The organism is Rhodococcus sp. NPDC003382 (assembly GCF_053589135.1).
Genome location: NZ_JBSFRH010000031.1, coordinates 55,384 through 72,408, shown reverse-complemented (window position 1 = coordinate 72,408; position 17,025 = coordinate 55,384). Strand labels below are relative to the sequence as shown.

The 17,025-nt window shown below is 70.2% G+C and carries 16 protein-coding genes, 1 tRNA gene and 1 pseudogene; 4 read left to right on the top strand and 14 right to left on the bottom strand.

Annotated features, from left to right (window positions below; all coding sequences use genetic code 11):
- Positions 1 to 479: 479 nt before the first annotated feature.
- The 3 genes from ACWDUD_RS20610 to ACWDUD_RS20600 form a co-directional block, all read right to left on the bottom strand.
- Entirely contained in the window at positions 480 to 677 is a 198-nt protein-coding gene (locus ACWDUD_RS20610; protein ID WP_197256812.1) for a hypothetical protein, read from the bottom strand.
- A gap of 257 nt (positions 678 to 934) precedes the next feature.
- Positions 935 to 1,007, bottom strand: a tRNA-Thr gene (locus ACWDUD_RS20605).
- 62 nt (positions 1,008 to 1,069) lie between these two features.
- On the bottom strand, positions 1,070 to 2,254 hold the full coding sequence (locus ACWDUD_RS20600) for a DNA polymerase III subunit delta' (protein WP_450110467.1): 1,185 nt from the start codon (positions 2,252 to 2,254) through the stop codon (positions 1,070 to 1,072).
- Between the two features lie 94 nt (positions 2,255 to 2,348).
- Between ACWDUD_RS20600 and ACWDUD_RS20595 the strand changes: the two genes are divergently transcribed.
- Entirely contained in the window at positions 2,349 to 2,735 is a 387-nt protein-coding gene (locus tag ACWDUD_RS20595) for a VOC family protein (RefSeq protein ID WP_450110466.1), read from the top strand.
- Positions 2,736 to 2,753: 18 nt separating this feature from the next.
- On the opposite strand, the gene ACWDUD_RS20590 is transcribed toward ACWDUD_RS20595, so the two are convergent.
- From ACWDUD_RS20590 to ACWDUD_RS20575, 4 genes are all read right to left on the bottom strand, one after another.
- Positions 2,754 to 3,422, bottom strand: coding sequence for a helix-turn-helix domain-containing protein (locus tag ACWDUD_RS20590; protein WP_450110465.1), 669 nt, complete (start codon positions 3,420 to 3,422; stop codon positions 2,754 to 2,756).
- A gap of 37 nt (positions 3,423 to 3,459) precedes the next feature.
- Positions 3,460 to 6,405, bottom strand: a complete 2,946-nt coding sequence (gene topA, locus ACWDUD_RS20585) for a type I DNA topoisomerase (RefSeq protein WP_450110472.1) — start codon at positions 6,403 to 6,405, stop codon at positions 3,460 to 3,462.
- Positions 6,406 to 6,522: 117 nt separating this feature from the next.
- Positions 6,523 to 7,128: a hypothetical protein gene (locus ACWDUD_RS20580; RefSeq protein WP_197256818.1), complete on the bottom strand. Its 606-nt coding sequence runs from the start codon at positions 7,126 to 7,128 to the stop codon at positions 6,523 to 6,525.
- A gap of 166 nt (positions 7,129 to 7,294) precedes the next feature.
- Positions 7,295 to 7,498, bottom strand: coding sequence for a cold-shock protein (locus ACWDUD_RS20575; protein WP_003935252.1), 204 nt, complete (start codon positions 7,496 to 7,498; stop codon positions 7,295 to 7,297).
- 384 nt (positions 7,499 to 7,882) lie between these two features.
- On the opposite strand from ACWDUD_RS20575, the gene ACWDUD_RS20570 reads away from it, so the two are divergent.
- A complete protein-coding gene (locus ACWDUD_RS20570; RefSeq protein ID WP_450110464.1) occupies positions 7,883 to 10,234 on the top strand; it encodes a DEAD/DEAH box helicase in 2,352 nt (783 codons plus the stop codon).
- Positions 10,235 to 10,236: 2 nt separating this feature from the next.
- Here ACWDUD_RS20570 and ACWDUD_RS20565 read toward each other — a convergent pair.
- From ACWDUD_RS20565 to ssd, 7 genes and pseudogenes are all read right to left on the bottom strand, one after another.
- A pseudogene (locus ACWDUD_RS20565) lies at positions 10,237 to 10,584 on the bottom strand (Rv3654c family TadE-like protein); the annotation flags it as partial.
- Entirely contained in the window at positions 10,581 to 10,895 is a 315-nt protein-coding gene (locus tag ACWDUD_RS20560) for a TadE family type IV pilus minor pilin (RefSeq protein WP_450110471.1), read from the bottom strand. The gene ACWDUD_RS20560 and the pseudogene ACWDUD_RS20565, both read right to left, overlap by 4 nt.
- Before the next feature lie 23 nt (positions 10,896 to 10,918).
- Positions 10,919 to 11,122, bottom strand: coding sequence for a DUF4244 domain-containing protein (locus ACWDUD_RS20555; protein WP_197256821.1), 204 nt, complete (start codon positions 11,120 to 11,122; stop codon positions 10,919 to 10,921).
- Positions 11,123 to 11,165: 43 nt separating this feature from the next.
- Positions 11,166 to 11,774 carry a type II secretion system F family protein gene (locus ACWDUD_RS20550; RefSeq protein WP_450110463.1) on the bottom strand — a complete coding sequence of 203 codons (609 nt, stop codon included), beginning with the start codon at positions 11,772 to 11,774 and terminating at the stop codon, positions 11,166 to 11,168.
- Positions 11,738 to 12,529, bottom strand: a complete 792-nt coding sequence (locus ACWDUD_RS20545; RefSeq protein WP_450110462.1) for a type II secretion system F family protein — start codon at positions 12,527 to 12,529, stop codon at positions 11,738 to 11,740. The genes ACWDUD_RS20550 and ACWDUD_RS20545 overlap by 37 nt, the downstream gene beginning before the upstream one ends.
- The gene (locus ACWDUD_RS20540) at positions 12,526 to 13,692 is read right to left on the bottom strand and encodes a TadA family conjugal transfer-associated ATPase (protein ID WP_450110461.1); all 1,167 of its coding nucleotides are present in this window, start codon (positions 13,690 to 13,692) and stop codon (positions 12,526 to 12,528) included. The genes ACWDUD_RS20545 and ACWDUD_RS20540 overlap by 4 nt, the downstream gene beginning before the upstream one ends.
- Positions 13,689 to 14,771, bottom strand: a complete 1,083-nt coding sequence (gene ssd / locus ACWDUD_RS20535) for a septum site-determining protein Ssd (RefSeq protein ID WP_450110460.1) — start codon at positions 14,769 to 14,771, stop codon at positions 13,689 to 13,691. The genes ACWDUD_RS20540 and ssd overlap by 4 nt, the downstream gene beginning before the upstream one ends.
- Positions 14,772 to 15,107: 336 nt before the next feature.
- On the opposite strand from ssd, the gene ACWDUD_RS20530 reads away from it, so the two are divergent.
- Together ACWDUD_RS20530 and ACWDUD_RS20525 are read left to right on the top strand one after the other, a co-directional pair.
- Positions 15,108 to 15,926, top strand: coding sequence for an HAD family hydrolase (locus ACWDUD_RS20530; RefSeq protein WP_450110459.1), 819 nt, complete (start codon positions 15,108 to 15,110; stop codon positions 15,924 to 15,926).
- Positions 15,927 to 16,516: 590 nt separating this feature from the next.
- Complete coding sequence (locus ACWDUD_RS20525) at positions 16,517 to 17,023, top strand: pyridoxamine 5'-phosphate oxidase family protein (protein WP_450110458.1); 507 nt, start codon at positions 16,517 to 16,519, stop codon at positions 17,021 to 17,023.
- The last annotated feature ends 2 nt before the right edge of the window (positions 17,024 to 17,025 follow it).

The following is a 17,025-nucleotide window of genomic DNA, read 5'->3' as shown; positions in this document are numbered from 1 at the left end:
GTCATAGACATCGAGCCAAATCACTAGCGTAAAAACTCAAACTAGCAAACACTGGACCACCACAGACGGAAGAATGTGATGTCCAGCAACAACCACCCACATAATTGTGAAGTGGTCGCACCAAAAAAATTTGGCACTGACATTCATCGGCACACTGTTGAGTTCTCAAAGAACACGCACACACCATCACTCGCGGACCGCAGTCCGTCCGTTCCGGGGCAACTGTTCCAGCCTAATCCCATCCACCCACAGACGCAAATCCGTGCGCTTCCCGAATCAGGGGCGGTGCGAAACCCTACCAGAAGGTTCCGAACCAGTGAAATTCGCAGGCGCCTTCGTCCAACCTCGTTTCCCGTACCTTCCGGTCCGGGTCGGTGTCCGTGTCGCTCTGACCTGGAATAAGTTACGCGAAGGCTACGCAGAACACCAAATCACCAGGTCAACGACGGTTTCGGGGTGGTTCAGGCGTCGAGAAGAGGTCAGGGCACCCAGTACTTGACGGCGAGCTGTTGGACCACGTCGTCGTCCTCCGATGCCTGATCCAGCAGCGCGAGGTCATAGCTGATATCGACGAGCCGGGGGTTGTCGCCTTCGGCGTCCCCGAGCGGACGTCCGCCGTCCTCGATGCGCTGCCGGAGTATCTTTTCGCGCACTCGTTCCTTCAGCGACTCGCTCATATAACGAGCATGAGCGCCCCGCGACCGGTTGTCGAGCACTGCGTTCCGGCTACTCGTCGTCGTGTCGTCGGAACACACGTATCGCCATCGGGAGGACGACGGCGAGGGCCCCGATGATGACGATCAGGGAGAAGATTTCCATGGCCATGCTTCCATCGTCCCTGTTTCCGACGATGTGTGTGGGCTGGTCCGATGCGGATGGGCAGGAACGAGGAAGGCCCCTCACCGTGTTCCCGGTGAGGGGCCTTCCCCTTCTGAGCTGCCTGTCGGAATCGAACCGACGACCTTTTCATTACGAGTGAAATGCTCTACCGACTGAGCTAAGGCAGCGAGCCATTCGGCGTCCGAAGTGTAGCCGACCACCCCCCGGAGGATGCAAACCTGCACGTAGATCAGCGGAACGCGGAGCTCAACCTGGCCGCCATCGCAGCGACCGCGAAACGCGGTTTGACGTTCTGCGCGAGCGCCTCGCGGCACTCGAGGATCGATTCGATACAGGTCAGCAGTGATTCCGGGGAGGTGCGGGACGCGAGGTCGCGGACACGCTCGGCCATGTCCGGATGGTTCGGTGTGGTGGTGGCGCCGAACGCGGCCGCGAGCGCGTCACGATACAGCCCGGCGAGGTCGATCAGTGCCCGGTCCATGATGTCGCGCTCGGTTCGGGTCAGGCGCACCTTCTGTTTGTCCGCGAGCGCCTTGAGGACACCGGCCGACCCACGCAGGGCTCCCGCGGTTCCCTTTCCGGTGCCGCCCGCCCCCAGTGCCGTCCTCAGCTCCTCGGTTTCCCGTTCGTCGATCGATCCGGTGATCTCCTTGGCCTCGGCCTGCGCGCGCTGGACCAGGTCCTCGGCATCGGCGTAGGTGGTGGCCGGGTGCAGGACCGCCTTGGCCACGTCGAGTGCGCGGGTGCGGTTGGCACGCGCGGACTCGTCGGTCGCCAGGCGCCGGGCGCGGCCGACGTGACCGCCGCTGACGGATGCGGCCCACTGCCCCGCGCGCTCGTCGATCCCGTCGACGTCGCGCAGCACCCGGGCGATCGATTCGACGCTGGGCGTCACGAGGCCGATGTGGCGGCAGCGTGAGCGCAGCGTGACGGAGATGTCCTGGGGATCCACCGAGGGCGCGCACAGCAGGAAGACGGTGCGCTGCGGTGGTTCCTCAACGACCTTGAGGAGCGCGTTCGCAGCACCCTCGGTGAGCCGGTCGGCGTCTTCGACGACGACGATCTGCCAACGTCCCGTGCTCGGCCGGCGCGACGCGGTCTGAACGATCTCGCGCATGGACTTGACGCTGATGGTCAGGCCCTCGGGTACGACCCGGCGCACGTCACCGTGGGTGCCGGCCATCGTCGTCGTGCAGGCATGGCAGTGTCCGCAGCCGGGTTCGCCGGGGTCGGTGCACTGGAGTGCCGCGGCGAAACACAGTGCCGCGACCGACCGTCCCGACCCGGGAGGCCCGGTGAACAGCCACGAGTGGGTCATCGCCGATCCCGTGTCGCCGTTGCGGGCCGCGATCGCGGCAGCGATCAGGTCCGTCTCGACGTCGCGTTGACCGACGAGACGATCGAAGACACCCATGCAGGGCAGCGTAGCGGCAGGCACCGACGATCCCGCTCCCGCTGCTGTCCGAAATCTGCAAGACACCCGAACCCGCTCTGCCTAGGTTCGGATCATGACTCCGCACCTGTCTGCCGTCGGACTCGTGGTGTCCGACCTCGTCCGCTCCTTCGACTGCTATCGACTCCTCGGCCTCGACCTACCGACGGAACCGCCGGACAGCCCGCACTTCGAGGTGACACTGCCCGGCGGTCTGCGTCTGCTGTGGGACACCGTCGAGTCCGTCCGGTCGTTCCATCCCGAATTCATGCCCGGCACCGGCGGCGCGTCCCTCGCCTTCGACTGCGGCAGCCCGGACGGCGTCGATGCCACGTACAAGGCGTTGCTGTCGGCGTCCTGCACCGAGGTGAAGGCCCCGTGGGATGCCTTCTGGGGACAGCGCTACGCCCTGGTCCAGGACCCGGACGGGCACTCGATCGACCTCTTCGCCGCGCTGTCGTAACCGGCCGCGCTGTCGTGACTATTCGGCGAGGTCGGTGAGAGTCGTTCCGCACAGGGCACGCACCTCACGCGCGAGGTGGGCCTGATCGGAGTAACCGCAGTCGGCCGCGATCCTCGCGAAGCCGCCGCCGGCCCGGGCCAGGTCTACGGCGGTCCGGAATCTCAGAACCCGGGCCAGCGTCTTCGGCCCGTATCCGAAGGTCCGCAACGCGCGGCGATGCAGCTGCCGGTCGCTCCACCCGATCGCCGCCGCGGTGTCCGCGACGGACTCCCCCGCCGCGAGCATTCCCGCGACGGCCACATCGATTCGGAGGTCGGCGTCGGCGAGTTGCGTGCGGGCGAGCGCGACGAGGGCGGCCGCGGGCGCGACGTACGCAGCATCGGAGAGCCGCCGGACCCGCGCCGACGACCACACCTGGCCGAGGGGAACGCGCTGGTCACGCAGTTCGCACGCGTCGACGCCGAACAGGGCCGGGCCGATTCCGGGTGCGCAGCGCAACGCGGTCAGCGACCGGCGGGTCCCCAGGTCCGAGTGGTGTGCCCGGGTGTCCGGTCCCGCGACGAGGAATCCGTCCTCGTGCCAGATCAGGTCCATGCACCCGTCCGGCAGCACGTGGGACCCCGCAGCCGCGCGCGACGCGGACCACAGGATCACGCCTGCGACACCCGACGCCTGCTCGCGGTACACGCCGCGAGGATACGACGGCCCCGCGGGCCCGTCACCCCTACTCGGCGGCCTTCTTGGCTGCCGTCTTCTTGGCGGTCGTCTTCTTCGCCGTCGTCTTCTTGGCGGCGGCCTTCTTCGTCGCCTTCTTGGCCGGGGTCTTCTTGGCCGCGGCCTTCTTCGTCGCCTTCTTGGCCGGGCCGCGGGCACGACGGTCGGCGAGCAGTTCGGAGGCACGCTCGTCGGTGATCGTCGCGACCTCGTCGCCCTTGCGCAGGCTCGCGTTGGTTTCACCGTCGGTGACGTACGGGCCGAACCGGCCGTCCTTGATGACCATCGGCTTCTCGCTGACCGGGTCGATGCCGAGCTCACGCAGCGGCGGGGTCGCCGCGGCCTGCCGTCCACGCCGCTTGGGTTCGGCGTAGATCTTCAGCGCTTCGTCGAGGGTGACGGTGAACATCTGTTCCTCCGTCGCGAGCGACCGCGAGTCCGTGCCCTTCTTCAGGTACGGGCCGTAGCGGCCGTTCTGCGCCGTGATCTCATCACCCGTCTCGGGGTCGACGCCCACCACCCGCGGCAGCGACAGCAACCGGAGGGCATCGTCGAGCGTGACCGTCGACAGGTCCATCGACTTGAGCAGCGACGCCGTGCGCGGCTTCGGCCCGGTGGCCTTCTTCGCGGCCTTCTTGGCCGGCGCCTTCTTCGCGGCGGCCTTCTTCGCGGTCTTCGTCGCGGTGCCGCCGGACTCGATCTCGTCGACCGGGATCGGCGTGACCGCGGGCTCCGGCTCCTCGGCTTCGGCCGGCGGTTCCGGCAGCAGCTCGGTCACGTAGGGGCCGAAGCGACCTTCCCGGGCGACGATCTCGTTGCCGGTGACGGGGTCGAAACCGAGGCTGCGGCCCTCCTGCGGCGTCGCGAACAACTTCTCCGCGTATTCGCGGGTCAGCTCGTCCGGCGGCAGGTCGTCGGGCAGGTTCGCGCGCTGCGAGATCAGCTCACCGTCCGGGTTGGCCGGGTCGACGACCATCCGCTCGAGGTACGGACCGAAGCGGCCGACGCGCACGCGGATCTCGCGGCCTTCGGAGTCGTCGAACAGACGGATCGAGTTGATCTCGCGGGCGTCGATCTCCTCGAGGTTCTCCCCGACCATCTTCTTGAGGCCACCCTCGCGGGCGACGGATCCCTCGGCACCCCGCTCGCCACCGAAGTAGAAGCTCGACAGCCAGGCGTTGCGGTGCTCGTGACCGGACGCGATCTCGTCGAGGTCGTCCTCCATCCCGGCCGTGAAGTCGTAGTCGACGAGCTGCCCGAAGTGCGCTTCGAGGAGGCCGATCACCGCGAAGGCCACCCACGACGGCACGAGTGCGCTGCCGCGTTTGTAGACGTAGCCGCGGTCCAGGATCGTCTTGATGATCGACGCGTACGTCGACGGACGGCCGATCCCGAGGTCTTCGAGTGTCTTGATCAGGCTGGCCTCGGTGTAGCGGGCGGGCGGGTTCGTCGAGTGTCCGTCCGGGTCGAGCTTCGTCGCGGTGACGGACTGCCCCTCGCTGAGGTTCGGCAGCCGGGACTCGGCGTCGTCGGACTGGCCACCGGCCTCCTCGTCGACGCTTTCGACGTAGGCCTTGAGGAAGCCGGCGAACGTGATGGTCCGGCCGGACGCCGAGAACACGCATTCCTCACCGGTCGCGGCGGTACCGGTGATCCGCAGCGTCAGCGTGGTGCCGCGTGCGTCCGCCATCTGCGAGGCGACGGTGCGCTGCCAGATCAGCTCGTAGAGCTTGAACTCGTCGGTGTCCAGGCGCGAGTGCAGTTCGCCGGGCGTCGCGAACACGTCGCCGGCGGGGCGGATCGCCTCGTGCGCTTCCTGCGCGTTCTTGACCTTGCGGGTGTACTGCCGCGGGCTCGGACTGACGTACTCGGCCCCGTACAGCTGGGTGGCCTGGGCCCGAGCCGCGGCGATGGCCGACTCCGACAGCGTCGTCGAGTCGGTACGCATGTAGGTGATGTAGCCGTTCTCGTACAGCCGCTGCGCGATGCGCATCGTCCGTTCGGACGAGAACCGCAGCTTGCGGCCCGCTTCCTGCTGCAGCGTCGACGTCATGAACGGTGCGTACGGCTTGCGGCTGTACGGCTTGGACTCGGCGGAGGTGACGGCCAGCGCCGCGCCTTCGAGCGCGGCGGCCAGGGCCCGCGCGCGGGCCTCGTCGAGCACCGCGACCCCGGTGGACTTGAGCTGACCGTCCGGGCCGAAGTCGCGGCCGACCGCGACGCGGCTTCCGTCGACACCGACCAGCCGCGCCCCGAACGATCGGGGACTGGCGTCGGCGCCGGCGTCGAGGGTCGCGGCGATGTCCCAGTACTCGGCGGACGTGAACGCCATGCGCTCGCGTTCGCGCTGCACGATGACGCGGGTCGCGACGGACTGCACACGGCCCGCCGACAGCCGCGGCATGACCTTCTTCCACAGCACCGGGCTGACCTCGTAGCCGTACAGGCGGTCGAGGATGCGGCGGGTTTCCTGCGCGTCGACCAGGTCGATGTCGAGATCGCGGGTGTTCTCCGCGGCCGCCCGGATTGCGGGCTCGGTGATCTCGTGGAAGACCATCCGGCGAACCGGGACCTTCGGCTTGAGCGTTTCGAGCAGGTGCCAGGCGATGGCCTCGCCCTCACGGTCGGGGTCGGTGGCGAGGTACAGCTCGTCGGCGTCCTTGAGGAGGCTCTTGAGCTCGGCGACCTTGGACTTCTTCTCCGGGCTGACCACGTACAGCGCTTCGAAGTCCTGGTCGACGTTCACGCCGAGCCGGGCCCACGGCTCACCCTTGTACTTGGCCGGGACGTCGGCCGCGCCACGCGGCAGGTCCCGGATGTGGCCGACCGACGCCTCGACGACGTAGCCCCGTCCGAGGTACGGCGCGATCTTCTTCGCCTTGGTCGGAGACTCGACGATGACGAGCCGACGAGTGCCCGACGAGCCGTCCGACGTGCTCTTGTCCCGTGCTGCCACCGTGCCGCCCGCACCTTCCCTAGTTGTCGACATGCCTGCTTCTTCAAGGACATGTATACCGACCCGTCCCCCCGACGCGGCCACACACAGGGTCGCACATGACCGGCGACCGACTCGTCACCTGTCGAAATCGTCGCCCGTCACGTGGGGCCACATCGACCGCGCGGAGGGGTCGTCCGGGGGCTCGCCGATGTTCTCTCCGAGCCTGGTCAGACGCCTGCGGCCGGACACCCGCAGTCCCGGTCCGGTGCCGCGCGTACCGATCAGGGTCGGAGCGATCCCGGCCCTCATCAGCGACTGGGCGAGCACCGGATGGGTGTCGGGTGCGTGCGGGTCGAGTCCCAGCACATACCGCTCGCCGTCCACCTCCATCCGGCCGGCGGCCAGCACCCACGCGCGCAGCGCCCGCGACCCGGGCACCCAGCCCGGCGGCACGGCCTTGACGGCTCCGCGGGTCCACTGCGTGGCGAGCGGGACGAGGTCCTCGACAGCGGCGCTCCGGACGAGGGGGCGTCCCTCGTCGGTGGTGGTGGTCTCGGGCGTGAGGCCGGCCTGCGTCATCAGCTCGGCGATCGCGTCGGCGCGCCAGCGTTCGTCGACCACCACGGAGATGCGCGCCTTGCCGGCGGACACGACCACCTGTCCCTGCGCGGCGAGCAGTCCGCTGAGGTCGGTGAGCGCGGGCGGTACGGTTTCGGCGCCGAAGATCGACAGTTGTCCCACCACGGGCACCTCCCCATTCAGCACGCCGCGCGTCGCGCGACCGGTCGTGCACGAATCGGTCGTGCACAGAAATGGATCGTCCCCCATCACCGACGGTGACAGGGGACGAATTCAGGCTTCGATCCGTGAGGACCGAGATCCACCTGGTAGTTCGCGCTGCGAACTATCAGAGAGCGCGCACACCGGTGGCCTGCGGGCCCTTGGTGCCCTGGCCCACCTCGAACTCGACTCGCTGGTTCTCCTCCAGGGTGCGGAAGCCGGAGCCCTGGATCTCGGAGTAGTGGACGAACACGTCGGCGGAGCCGTCTTCGGGAGCGATGAAGCCGAAGCCCTTCTCCGCGTTGAACCACTTCACAGTGCCCTGTGCCATGCTTTTCCTTCTCTTTCCTAACACCGGATTCGGTGGGCCGCCGGGTGCGCGGTCCACCGGGCCGGTTCCGACCGCTGTACTTTCTTGATCCCCCCATGTGGAAGAGCAAAGCACCGCGCTCGCAACCTCGATCCTGCGAGCGTGCACTTTCTCAAGTCAACGAACACAGAAGCTGCGACCGGTGTCAGTCAACCACGAACCCGGCGCGCACAACAGTGGGAGGGCGTACAAATCGCCCGAATTTCTGATCTTGTTACAGCACGCGGGAAATTTGCCGACCTTTTGTTGTCGATACTACTGCCCGGAACGACCTACCACCCCGACCGAACCAGGACCGTTGGGCCTACGCTGAACATCGGCCCCACCCGACCCTCGGAGCACACCGTGACCACCCCGCACCACCGTCCGTCCCCCGACGCGACCGTGGGTTTCGGTGACGAACTGCTCGACCGGATCCTCGAGGGCACCCCCGCGAGCGAGCACCCGCTCACCCACACCGCGCAGCTTCCCGCGCGCAAGGCGATCCACAGCGAGTGGCCGGACTGGGTCGCCGAACCGGTGGTGCGCGTGATGCGCGAGTGCGGAATCGACCGGCCCTGGAAACACCAGGCCGTCGCCGCGACCCTCGCCGCGGAAGGCAGCCACGTCGTGCTGTCCACCGGAACCGCGTCGGGAAAATCTCTCACCTACCAACTGCCGGTGCTCACCGCCCTGAGCGAGGATCCCCACGCGACGGCTCTGTACCTGTCGCCGACGAAAGCGCTCGGCGCCGACCAGTTGCGCGCGGCCACGGAGCTGACCTGCGCGGATCCGGCTCTGGCGAGCGTGCGCCCGTGTTCCTACGACGGCGACACCTCGACCGAACTCCGCCAGTGGGCCCGTGCCCACTCGCGCTGGATCTTCACCAACCCGGACATGCTGCATCTCGGTCTGCTTCCCGGCCACGGCCGCTGGAGCCGGTTCTTCAAACGGCTGCGGTACGTCGTCGTCGACGAGTGCCACGCCTATCGCGGCGTGTTCGGCTCCCACGTCGCCCTGATCCTGCGGCGGCTGCGGCGGATCGCGGCGCACTACGGCGCGCATCCGGTGTTCGTGCTGGCCTCGGCGACGACGGCGGAGCCGGGTGCGGCCGCGTCCCGGTTGATCGGTGCGCCCTGCCGGGAGGTGACCGAGGACTGCTCCCCGTCCGGTCCGCGCACCGTCGCCCTGTGGGAACCACCGCTGCTCACCGACGTCACCGGGGAACATGGTGCACCCGTGCGCCGCGCCGCCGGCAGCGAAGCCGCGCGCCTGCTCGCCGATCTCGTCGTGGAAGGAGCCCGCACGCTCGCGTTCGTGCGGTCCCGGCACGGCGCCGAATCGACCGCGATCGCCGCGCGCCGACTGCTCGCCGCCTCCGCCCCGGACCTGGTCGACCGGGTCGCCGCCTACCGCGCCGGATACCTGGCCGAGGACCGCCGCGAGCTCGAGGCGGCCCTCGCCGACGGTCGCCTGCTCGGCGTCGCGACCACCAACGCGCTCGAGCTCGGCGTCGACATCGCCGGGCTCGACGCGGTCGTCGTCGCCGGTTTCCCCGGGACGGTCGCGTCGTTCCGGCAGCAGGGTGGCCGTGCCGGCCGGCGCGGCGCCGGGTCGCTGGTGGTGCTCGTCGCCCGCGACGACCCGCTCGACACCTATCTCGTGCATCATCCGCAGGCGCTGCTCGGCACACCCGTCGAGGCGACCGTCACCGATCCGGCGAATCCGTACGTGCTGGGTCCGCAACTGCTGTGTGCCGCGCTGGAGGCGCCGCTCACCGACGCGGAGGTCGCCGAGTTCGGGGCGGAGGACGTGCTCGCCGACCTCGCCGCGCAGGGCCTGATCCGCCGGCGCCCGCACGGCTGGTTCGTCACCCCCGACACCGACCCGCACGCCGGTCTCGACATCCGCGGCGGGATCGGCAGCCAGATCGCGATCGTCGAGGCCGACACCGGCCGGATGCTCGGCACCGTCGACGCCGGCCGCGCTCCCGCGACCGTGCATCCGGGCGCGGTGCACCTGCACCAGGGCGAATCGTTCGTCGTCGACGAGCTGTACCTCGACGACGGCGTGGCCCTCGTGCACGCGGAGGACCCCGAATGGTCCACGTTCGCCCGGGAACTGACCGACATCACCATCACCTCCGTCGACGAACAGCGCACCGCGGGCGACGTCACCGTCGCGTTCGCGCGGGTGGAGGTGACGCATCAGGTGATCGGTTATCTGCGGCGCCTCCCCTCCGGTGAGGTCCTGGACCAGATTCCCCTGGACATGCCGCCGCAGACCCTGCCGACCCGGGCCGTGATGTACACCGTCACACCCGAACTGCTCGAGCGCGCCGGGATCGGAGCCGAACGCGTCCCCGGTGCACTGCACGCCGCCGAGCACGCGGCCATCGGCCTGCTCCCGCTCGTCGCGACCTGCGACCGCGGCGACATCGGCGGGGTGTCCACCGCACTGCACTCCGACACCGGGCTGCCGACCGTGTTCGTGTACGACGGGCACCCCGGCGGCGCCGGGTTCGCCGAGCGCGGGCACAGCCGGATCACCCGATGGCTCACCGCCACCCGCGACGCGGTCCTCGCCTGCGAATGCGCCACCGGCTGCCCGTCGTGCGTCTACTCCCCCAAGTGCGGCAACGGCAACGACCCGCTCGACAAAGCCGGGGCGATCGCGCTGCTCGGTGCGGTCCTCACCGCGCTCGCGGACGAGCCCTGACCGGCCGGACCGGCCCGCGCGATCGCCACCGCCTCCCCCTTAGCCGGGAGCGCCGACGTCACCTCCGCGGCGACCTCGACGACCGCGTCCCACCCGTCGACCGAGCACTCCCGCACCCGGACCCGCATGTGCGTGGCGATCCGTTCGGCCTGCTCGCACGCCCGGTCGCTCCCCCGGTCGAGGGCGACCGCGACGGCCAGCGCCGCCAGATCGGCCGCCGCCTGCGCCCGATGCCGCGACGCCACGGCCGACCCGATGTGCACCAGCGTCGCGGTCACGACGACGAGCGCGGCTATGAGGAAACACCCGACGATCGTTGCGCTGCCCCGGTCGTCCCGCAGTGCACTCACGGCACCGGTTCCGGTTCGCGGACCGCGACGGCCTCGGCGGTCAGCGTCACCAGCGGCAGCAACGGCCCCGTCACCGACACCACCGCGACGACGAGATCCCCATCCTCGCGCAGCGTGATCCGCGCGTTCGGTGGCGCGACCCGGGCGGCCGTCTCGACCGCCCGTGCCTCGTCACCGCGCGCAGCCAGCCGGGCGGCCTCCCGGGCCGCGTCCTGGCAGCGGAACTGATGCGAAACGCACAGCACCGCACCGAGACAGAGCACGAGAACCGACACCAGCGCGGCGAGGGTGATCGCCGCCTCGACGGTCACCCCGCCCTCTTCCCCGGAGCCGCTCACACCGCGGTGTTCAGGGCGCGCTCGACGATGCCGGTCAGCGCGGAGACGATGTTGTCGCCGGTGACGACCGTGTAGAGCACGGCCCCGAACGCCGCGGCCGCGATCGTGCCGATCGCGTATTCGGCGGTCGACATGCCGTCCTCGTCGGCCACGGCCCCCGCGAGCCGATCACGTACGTTTCGAATTCCGTTGGTGAACATGATTTCTCCCCTCCGACCGGCACGGACCGTCCGCGCCGATGTCTCACAGCAGTCCTCCCGAGAGGACCTTCCCCGCCAGTCCGATCACGACCGGGACGATGCCCAGGCACACGAACGCCGGCAGGAAACACAGGCCGAGCGGTCCGCTGACGAGCACTCCGGCCCGTTCGATCGCGGCGGCCGCCCGGTCCTCCGCTTCGGCGCGACCGCGTTCGGCGAGTTCGGCGACGATGCCAGACAGCGGCGCACCGGACTTGGCGGATCGTCGTGCAGCCCGCGAGAACGCTTCGAGCACTTCGTCGTCGCCGAGCCCGTGCCAGGCCTCGGCAGGGTCGGCACCGAGCTGCAGCCGATCGGCACCACGCCGCAGCGCATCGGCCAGGCCCGGCGGCGCCGACTCCGCGACGGCGCGGGCGGCGGTGGCGGTGGGCAGACCCGCGCGCAGGCACGCCGCGAGCAGATCCAGCGTCGCCGGAACGGCGTGCGGATCCTCTTCCGCCGCAAGCACGGTCGCGGATTCGTCGCCGGGCGGCTGCGCGACCCGGCGCAGGCGGCCGCGACCGGTCTCCGGCAGAACCAGCATCGCCGCCGCAAGGCACAGCGCCCCGACCGCGATCACGACGCCACCCGCGCCGAGATGCGGTCGGTCCACAGCAGACCCGCGCACGCCAAGCCGGTACCGAACACGAGGAGCGCGCCGCCGAGGCCACCTCCGAGCAGCACCGCGATCGGTGCGGCACCCATCGCCTGCCCGAGTGCGACACCGAGCGCGGGCAGCCCGGCGAGCACGGTCGCGGTCGCGCGGGCCCCGGCCAGTCCCGCTTCGGTGCGTGCCCGCAGCCGGATCCGTCCGAGCAGGTCCGTGCGCGTCGCCGAGAGCAGTTCCGCGAGTGCGAGCCCGTGCCGGTCGGAGACGGCCCACGCCGCCGCGACGCGCTCCAGCTGTGCGCCGAGCGGACCGGATGCGGCGCCGCGCAGTCCGTCCGCCGCCGATCCGCCGAGACGGGCGCGAGCGGCAGCGACGCGGAACGCGTCGGCGGCCGGACCACCGGTCTCCTGCGCAGCGACCGCGCACGCCTCGGCCGGATGGTTGCCCACCCGAAGTTCGGCGATGACGGTTTCGAGGGCGCCCAGTAGCATCCGCTGGTCGGCGTCCGCCGCCCGGGCACGACGACGGGTGCGCATCCGCCACACCGCGGTCGCAACGACGATCGACGTGGCCAGCGCGACCGCGACACCGACGACCAGCGCCACCACGACGGCGGCGCACGCGCCGATCACCAGAGGCGACCCGACCCGCCGTGCTGCAGCGGGTTCGGTGCCGGTGGCCGACCGGAGACGGTGCCGGGCGATCGGACCGGGGGCGACCAGCACCGCGACCGCAAGGCACACCGCGGCAACGGTCATGCCCGCCGCCGGAAGTACCGCTCGAGCCGTTCCATCCCGGTGTCCGGTCCGTGCGCGGCCGTCCACGCGGGCACGACGAGGACCCCCGCGGCCGGGTCGCGCTCGACGACCCCGATCTCGACGAGCCGGCGAGTGCCGTCGGGCGCCCGATCGACGTGCAGGATCACCTGCACGGCCGCGGCCAGCTGGCTGTGCAGCGCGGCTCGGTCGAGTCCGCCGAGCGCGGCGAGGGCTTCGAGTCGGGCCGGGACCTCGTCCGGGGAGTTCGCGTGGACCGTGCCGGCGCCGCCGTCGTGTCCGGTGTTGAGCGCGGTCAGCAGATCGACGACCTCGCCGCCGCGCACCTCCCCGACGACGATGCGGTCGGGTCGCATCCGCAGGGCCTGCCGGACCAGATCGCGCACGGTGACCTCCCCGACGCCCTCGACGTTCGGGGGTCTGGCGACGAGCCGGACCACGTGCGGGTGGGTGGGTGCGAGTTCGGCGGCGTCCTCGACGCAGACGATCCGTTCGCCCGGGTCGACGGCGCCGAGCATCGCCGCGAGGAGCGTTGTCTTTCCTGCGCCCGTGCCGCCCACGACGAGGAACGCCAGCCGGGCCGTGACGACGCGGCGCAGCAGCCGGTACGCGTCCGGCTGCACGGCGCCGTTGGCGAGCAGCCCGTCGAGGCCTTGCGTGGCCGGCCGCAGGATGCGCAGGGACAGGCACGTCCCGCCCTGGGCGACGGGGGCGAGCACGGCGTGCAGCCGCACCCCGAACTCGCCGTGTCCGGGCAACCGGCCGTCCACCCAGGGTTGGGCGTCGTCGAGCCGCCGCCCCGCGAACAGCGCGAGGCGCTGGGCGAGCCGGCGTACCGACGCCTCGTCCGGGAACGTGACGGGAGCGAGCTGCAGACCCGCACCACGATCGACCCACACGCGGTCCGGGGCGGTCACGAGCACATCGGTGACCTCGGGTTCGGCCAGCAGTGCCTCGAGCGGTCCCGCCCCGGTGAGTTCGGTCTGCAGGTGCCGCAGGGCGGTGAGCAGGTCGGAGTCTCCGAGCACGCCACCGGATTCGGCGCGCAACGCCGCCGCGACCCGCGCGGGGGTCGGTTCGGCGCGGTCGCCCGCGAGGCGTTCGCGCACGCGGTCGAGCAGGTCGGCGGTCAGCACGGTGCTCATGCCGCCCACCTCGAGGACGCCCGGTCGAGGCCGACGACGGCGAGCACCGCGTCGGCCGCGGTGGTGAGGGGCGAGCGGCGCCGGACCCGCAACCCACCGTGTTCGAGGGCTTCGGCGAGACCGGGCTGGGCCCGCATCGCGGCGAGCAACGGGATCCCGACGACGGCGGCGACGTCGGCGCCGCGGAGCCCACCCGGCGCGGGCCCGCGCACCACGAGACCCGTGTTCGGGTTTCGCGCCCCCGCCCATTCGGCGGTCCGTGCCGCCGCGAGCGCACCGCCCACCCGCGCCGGGGTGATCAGGACGACCAGATCGGCCGCGGCGACCATCGCCTCCGCGGCCGGGCCGACGCTGCGCGAAACGTCGCACACGACCACCGTTCCGGATCGACGCGCCGCGTCGAGCACGGCGGTGACCGCGGCCGACGGCGGTTCACCGGACGCGGTGCGGTCGGTGGAGAGCACGCCGAGCCCGGGCGCCCAGTCCGGGACGGCGTCGCGCAACGCCCGCGCGGAAACCCGGCCGCCCTCGACGGCCAGTCCCGGCCAGCGCACCCCGGGCCGGTCTTCGAGGCCGGTGAGCACGTCGAGACCGCCGCCGAAGGGGTCGCCGTCGACGAGCAGCACGTTCGGGTCGTCGCGGTCGGCGGCGGTCCAGGCCAGGGCCGCCGCGAACGTGGAGGCGCCGGCACCTCCGCACCCGCCGACGACGGTGACGACGCGACCCCCACCGGTGTCCGGTTCGGCCGCGGCACCCATCACCGCGAGCAGTTCGACCTCGTCGTCCGGAAGCGCGATCACGTGCTCGGCACCGACCGCGGCTGCAGCCTGCCAATCCGTCAGCCCCGCGGCACCCGAGCAGACGAGAACCACGCCGCGCCGCCGCGGGAACGTCTCCATCGCCGTCGCGGTGGCGTGGTCGACGACGACGAGCCCGGCGTCGTCCCAGCTGCGCCGTGTCGGAGGGACGGGTGCGTCGTCGAGGTCGCGGTCGGATGCAGCGGCCACGCGCCGCAGGCTGGCCAGCAGGGTGCCGTCGGAGATCAGCGCGAGGATTCGTGCGGTGCGCTCGTCGTTCATGCGGACAGCGTGCGTGGAAGCACCGAGACGCGGAAGACGGTTTTCGGGGCGGGGGGCGAATCTGTGGATGAACCGGGCGCCTGTGGACAACTTCCCGGCCGCGGACGCGCGCGGCGAAACCGAAAGACATTCGGATACGGGACGACCCTCGCCAGGGGGGAGGAGGCGAGGGCCGTCGTGTTCAGCCCCGGGGGGTCGGGCTGAACACAGCCTGGTTGCGCCCAGGTATTTGCGATACTACACCGGGCCGCTCGACTATTTGCAAGTTGAAACATTCAGTGGGACCGAGGTACCGAGGACCGGCCGAAACGCGGATCAGCGGCCTATTGTGGTGCGGTGACCGACGAGACACCACGGCCCTCCGAGGCGGGTCGCATCGCCGCGTTCTTCGACCTGGACAAGACCGTCATCGCGAAGTCCAGCGTCCTGGCGTTCAGCCGGCCGTTCTTCGATCAGGGGCTGCTCAATCGCCGCACGGTCATCGAGAACACCTACGCCCAGTTCCTGTACCTGCTGTCCGGCGCCGACCACGATCAGGCGCAACGGATGCGCGCATACATCGCGGCGATGTGCGAGGGCTGGAACGTCGAGCAGATCAAATCGATCGTCGCCGAGACGCTGCACGAGATCGTCGATCCCCTGGTGTTCCAGGAGGCCGCGGACCTCATCGCCGACCACAAACTGCGTGGACACGACGTAGTGGTGATCTCGGCGTCCGGGGAGGAGGTCGTCACACCGATCGCCGAAGCCCTCGGCGCGTCGCACAGCACCGCGAGCCGGATGCGCATCGTCGACGGACGGTACGCCGGCGAACTCGAGTTCTATTGCTTCGGCGAGGAGAAGGTCACGGCGATGAAGGAACTGGCCGAGCGATACGGCTACGACCTGGCGCGCAGCTACGCATACTCCGACTCGTCGACGGACATCCCGATGCTGCAGGCGGTCGGATACCCCCGAGCGGTCAACCCGGACCGGACGCTGCGCCGGATCGCAACGGAAAGAGGTTGGCCCGTACTGACTTTCGTCAAGCCCGTGCCGCTGCTGCGGCGCCTGACCATCCGCGGTCGCGGGTTGCTCACGGTCGGCATGATCGTTTCCGCGACGGCCCTGCTCGCGGGCGCCGCCACCTACTCCGTCCTGCGCCGGCGGCGCTAGATCAGGGCCGGACACCAGCGGAAATCGCCCCGAAAATGGGGCTTGCCGACCCCGGCAACAGAGGGTAGAAATGGTGTTACGGAAGCCGGAAGGCCAAGAGCGAATCGGAAGAGAAGGTTCGATCTCCCGTACCGACTTCCCAGCACGGACACCGAGTACCCACGCGGAGCCGATGCCACTATAAGGGCAAAAGCGTTGTGGACCTGCGAGATCCGGGGCCTCGCGAGCGAACCTCCTCGCACCCGTTGCGAGGGCGAACTTGCGAAACCCGAGTCATCGCCGAGGTCGTTGACACACAACCCATTCCAGCACGCATGTGTAACACGGCGATCCGTGCTAGCGGGTGGCGACACCGACGCAAGTCGGCGGCGCCACCCGCTTCGCATGTGGAGACTCCTTCGTGCAAGGCCACGCTGCGACAGAACTCTCCTGCGCCGCAGCGACTTCCGAAGCCCGGGGCGACGTCCCGACCGGGGATCGCACGTCCATGCATTCCTGACACAGGGTGTCAGCATCCGATGCGAGCATGGCCTCGCGGACCGACGCCGAGCGCCGGCCGCGACAGCAGCCGATCACGGACAAGGTGCCCCATGCAGGAAACACCGGAAGAACTCGCCGAACTCCAGGCTCTCCTCGACGCCTCCCTCGCCCGGTCCACCGCGCACCTGCGGTCGATCATCAATCGCGAGAGCACACTGACCGCCGAGCAACTCACCCGAGTCCTCACCGGCATGTGCACGCTCGCCCTGTCCACCGTGACGGCGCGCGGCGAACCCCGGATCAGCGGCGTGGACGGGCACTTCCTCCACGGTAAGTGGCACTTCGGCACCGCGCGCAGCGCCGCCAAGGCCCGTCACCTCGCCGCGCGGCCCGCCGCCAGCGTCGCTCATCTTCGCGGTGAGGATCTGGGCGTCTTCACACACGGCACGGTGGAGATCCTCACCCCGCCCGACGCCGAACCGGCCGCGGACTGGCCCGAACTGCTCGCCTATTTCAAGTCGTTCTACGGCGAGGACATGTTCGACTGGGACAACGACGTGGTCTACTACCGGCTACACCCGAAATGGATGACCGTCTACGCCCCGGCACCACACTGACC

Excerpts from the sequence above, each read along its gene's own strand:
- ACWDUD_RS20610 (WP_197256812.1), bottom strand. The coding sequence starts at position 677 with ATGAGCGAGTCGCTGAAGGAACGAGTGCGCGAAAAGATACTCCGGCAG.
- ACWDUD_RS20600 (WP_450110467.1), bottom strand. The coding sequence starts at position 2,254 with ATGGGTGTCTTCGATCGTCTCGTCGGTCAACGCGACGTCGAGACGGAC.
- ACWDUD_RS20595 (WP_450110466.1), top strand. The coding sequence starts at position 2,349 with ATGACTCCGCACCTGTCTGCCGTCGGACTCGTGGTGTCCGACCTCGTC.
- ACWDUD_RS20575 (WP_003935252.1), bottom strand. The coding sequence starts at position 7,498 with ATGGCACAGGGCACTGTGAAGTGGTTCAACGCGGAGAAGGGCTTCGGC.
- ACWDUD_RS20555 (WP_197256821.1), bottom strand. The coding sequence starts at position 11,122 with ATGTTCACCAACGGAATTCGAAACGTACGTGATCGGCTCGCGGGGGCC.
- ACWDUD_RS20545 (WP_450110462.1), bottom strand. The coding sequence starts at position 12,529 with ATGACCGTTGCCGCGGTGTGCCTTGCGGTCGCGGTGCTGGTCGCCCCC.
- ACWDUD_RS20540 (WP_450110461.1), bottom strand. The coding sequence starts at position 13,692 with ATGAGCACCGTGCTGACCGCCGACCTGCTCGACCGCGTGCGCGAACGC.
- ssd (WP_450110460.1), bottom strand. The coding sequence starts at position 14,771 with ATGAACGACGAGCGCACCGCACGAATCCTCGCGCTGATCTCCGACGGC.
- ACWDUD_RS20525 (WP_450110458.1), top strand. The coding sequence starts at position 16,517 with ATGCAGGAAACACCGGAAGAACTCGCCGAACTCCAGGCTCTCCTCGAC.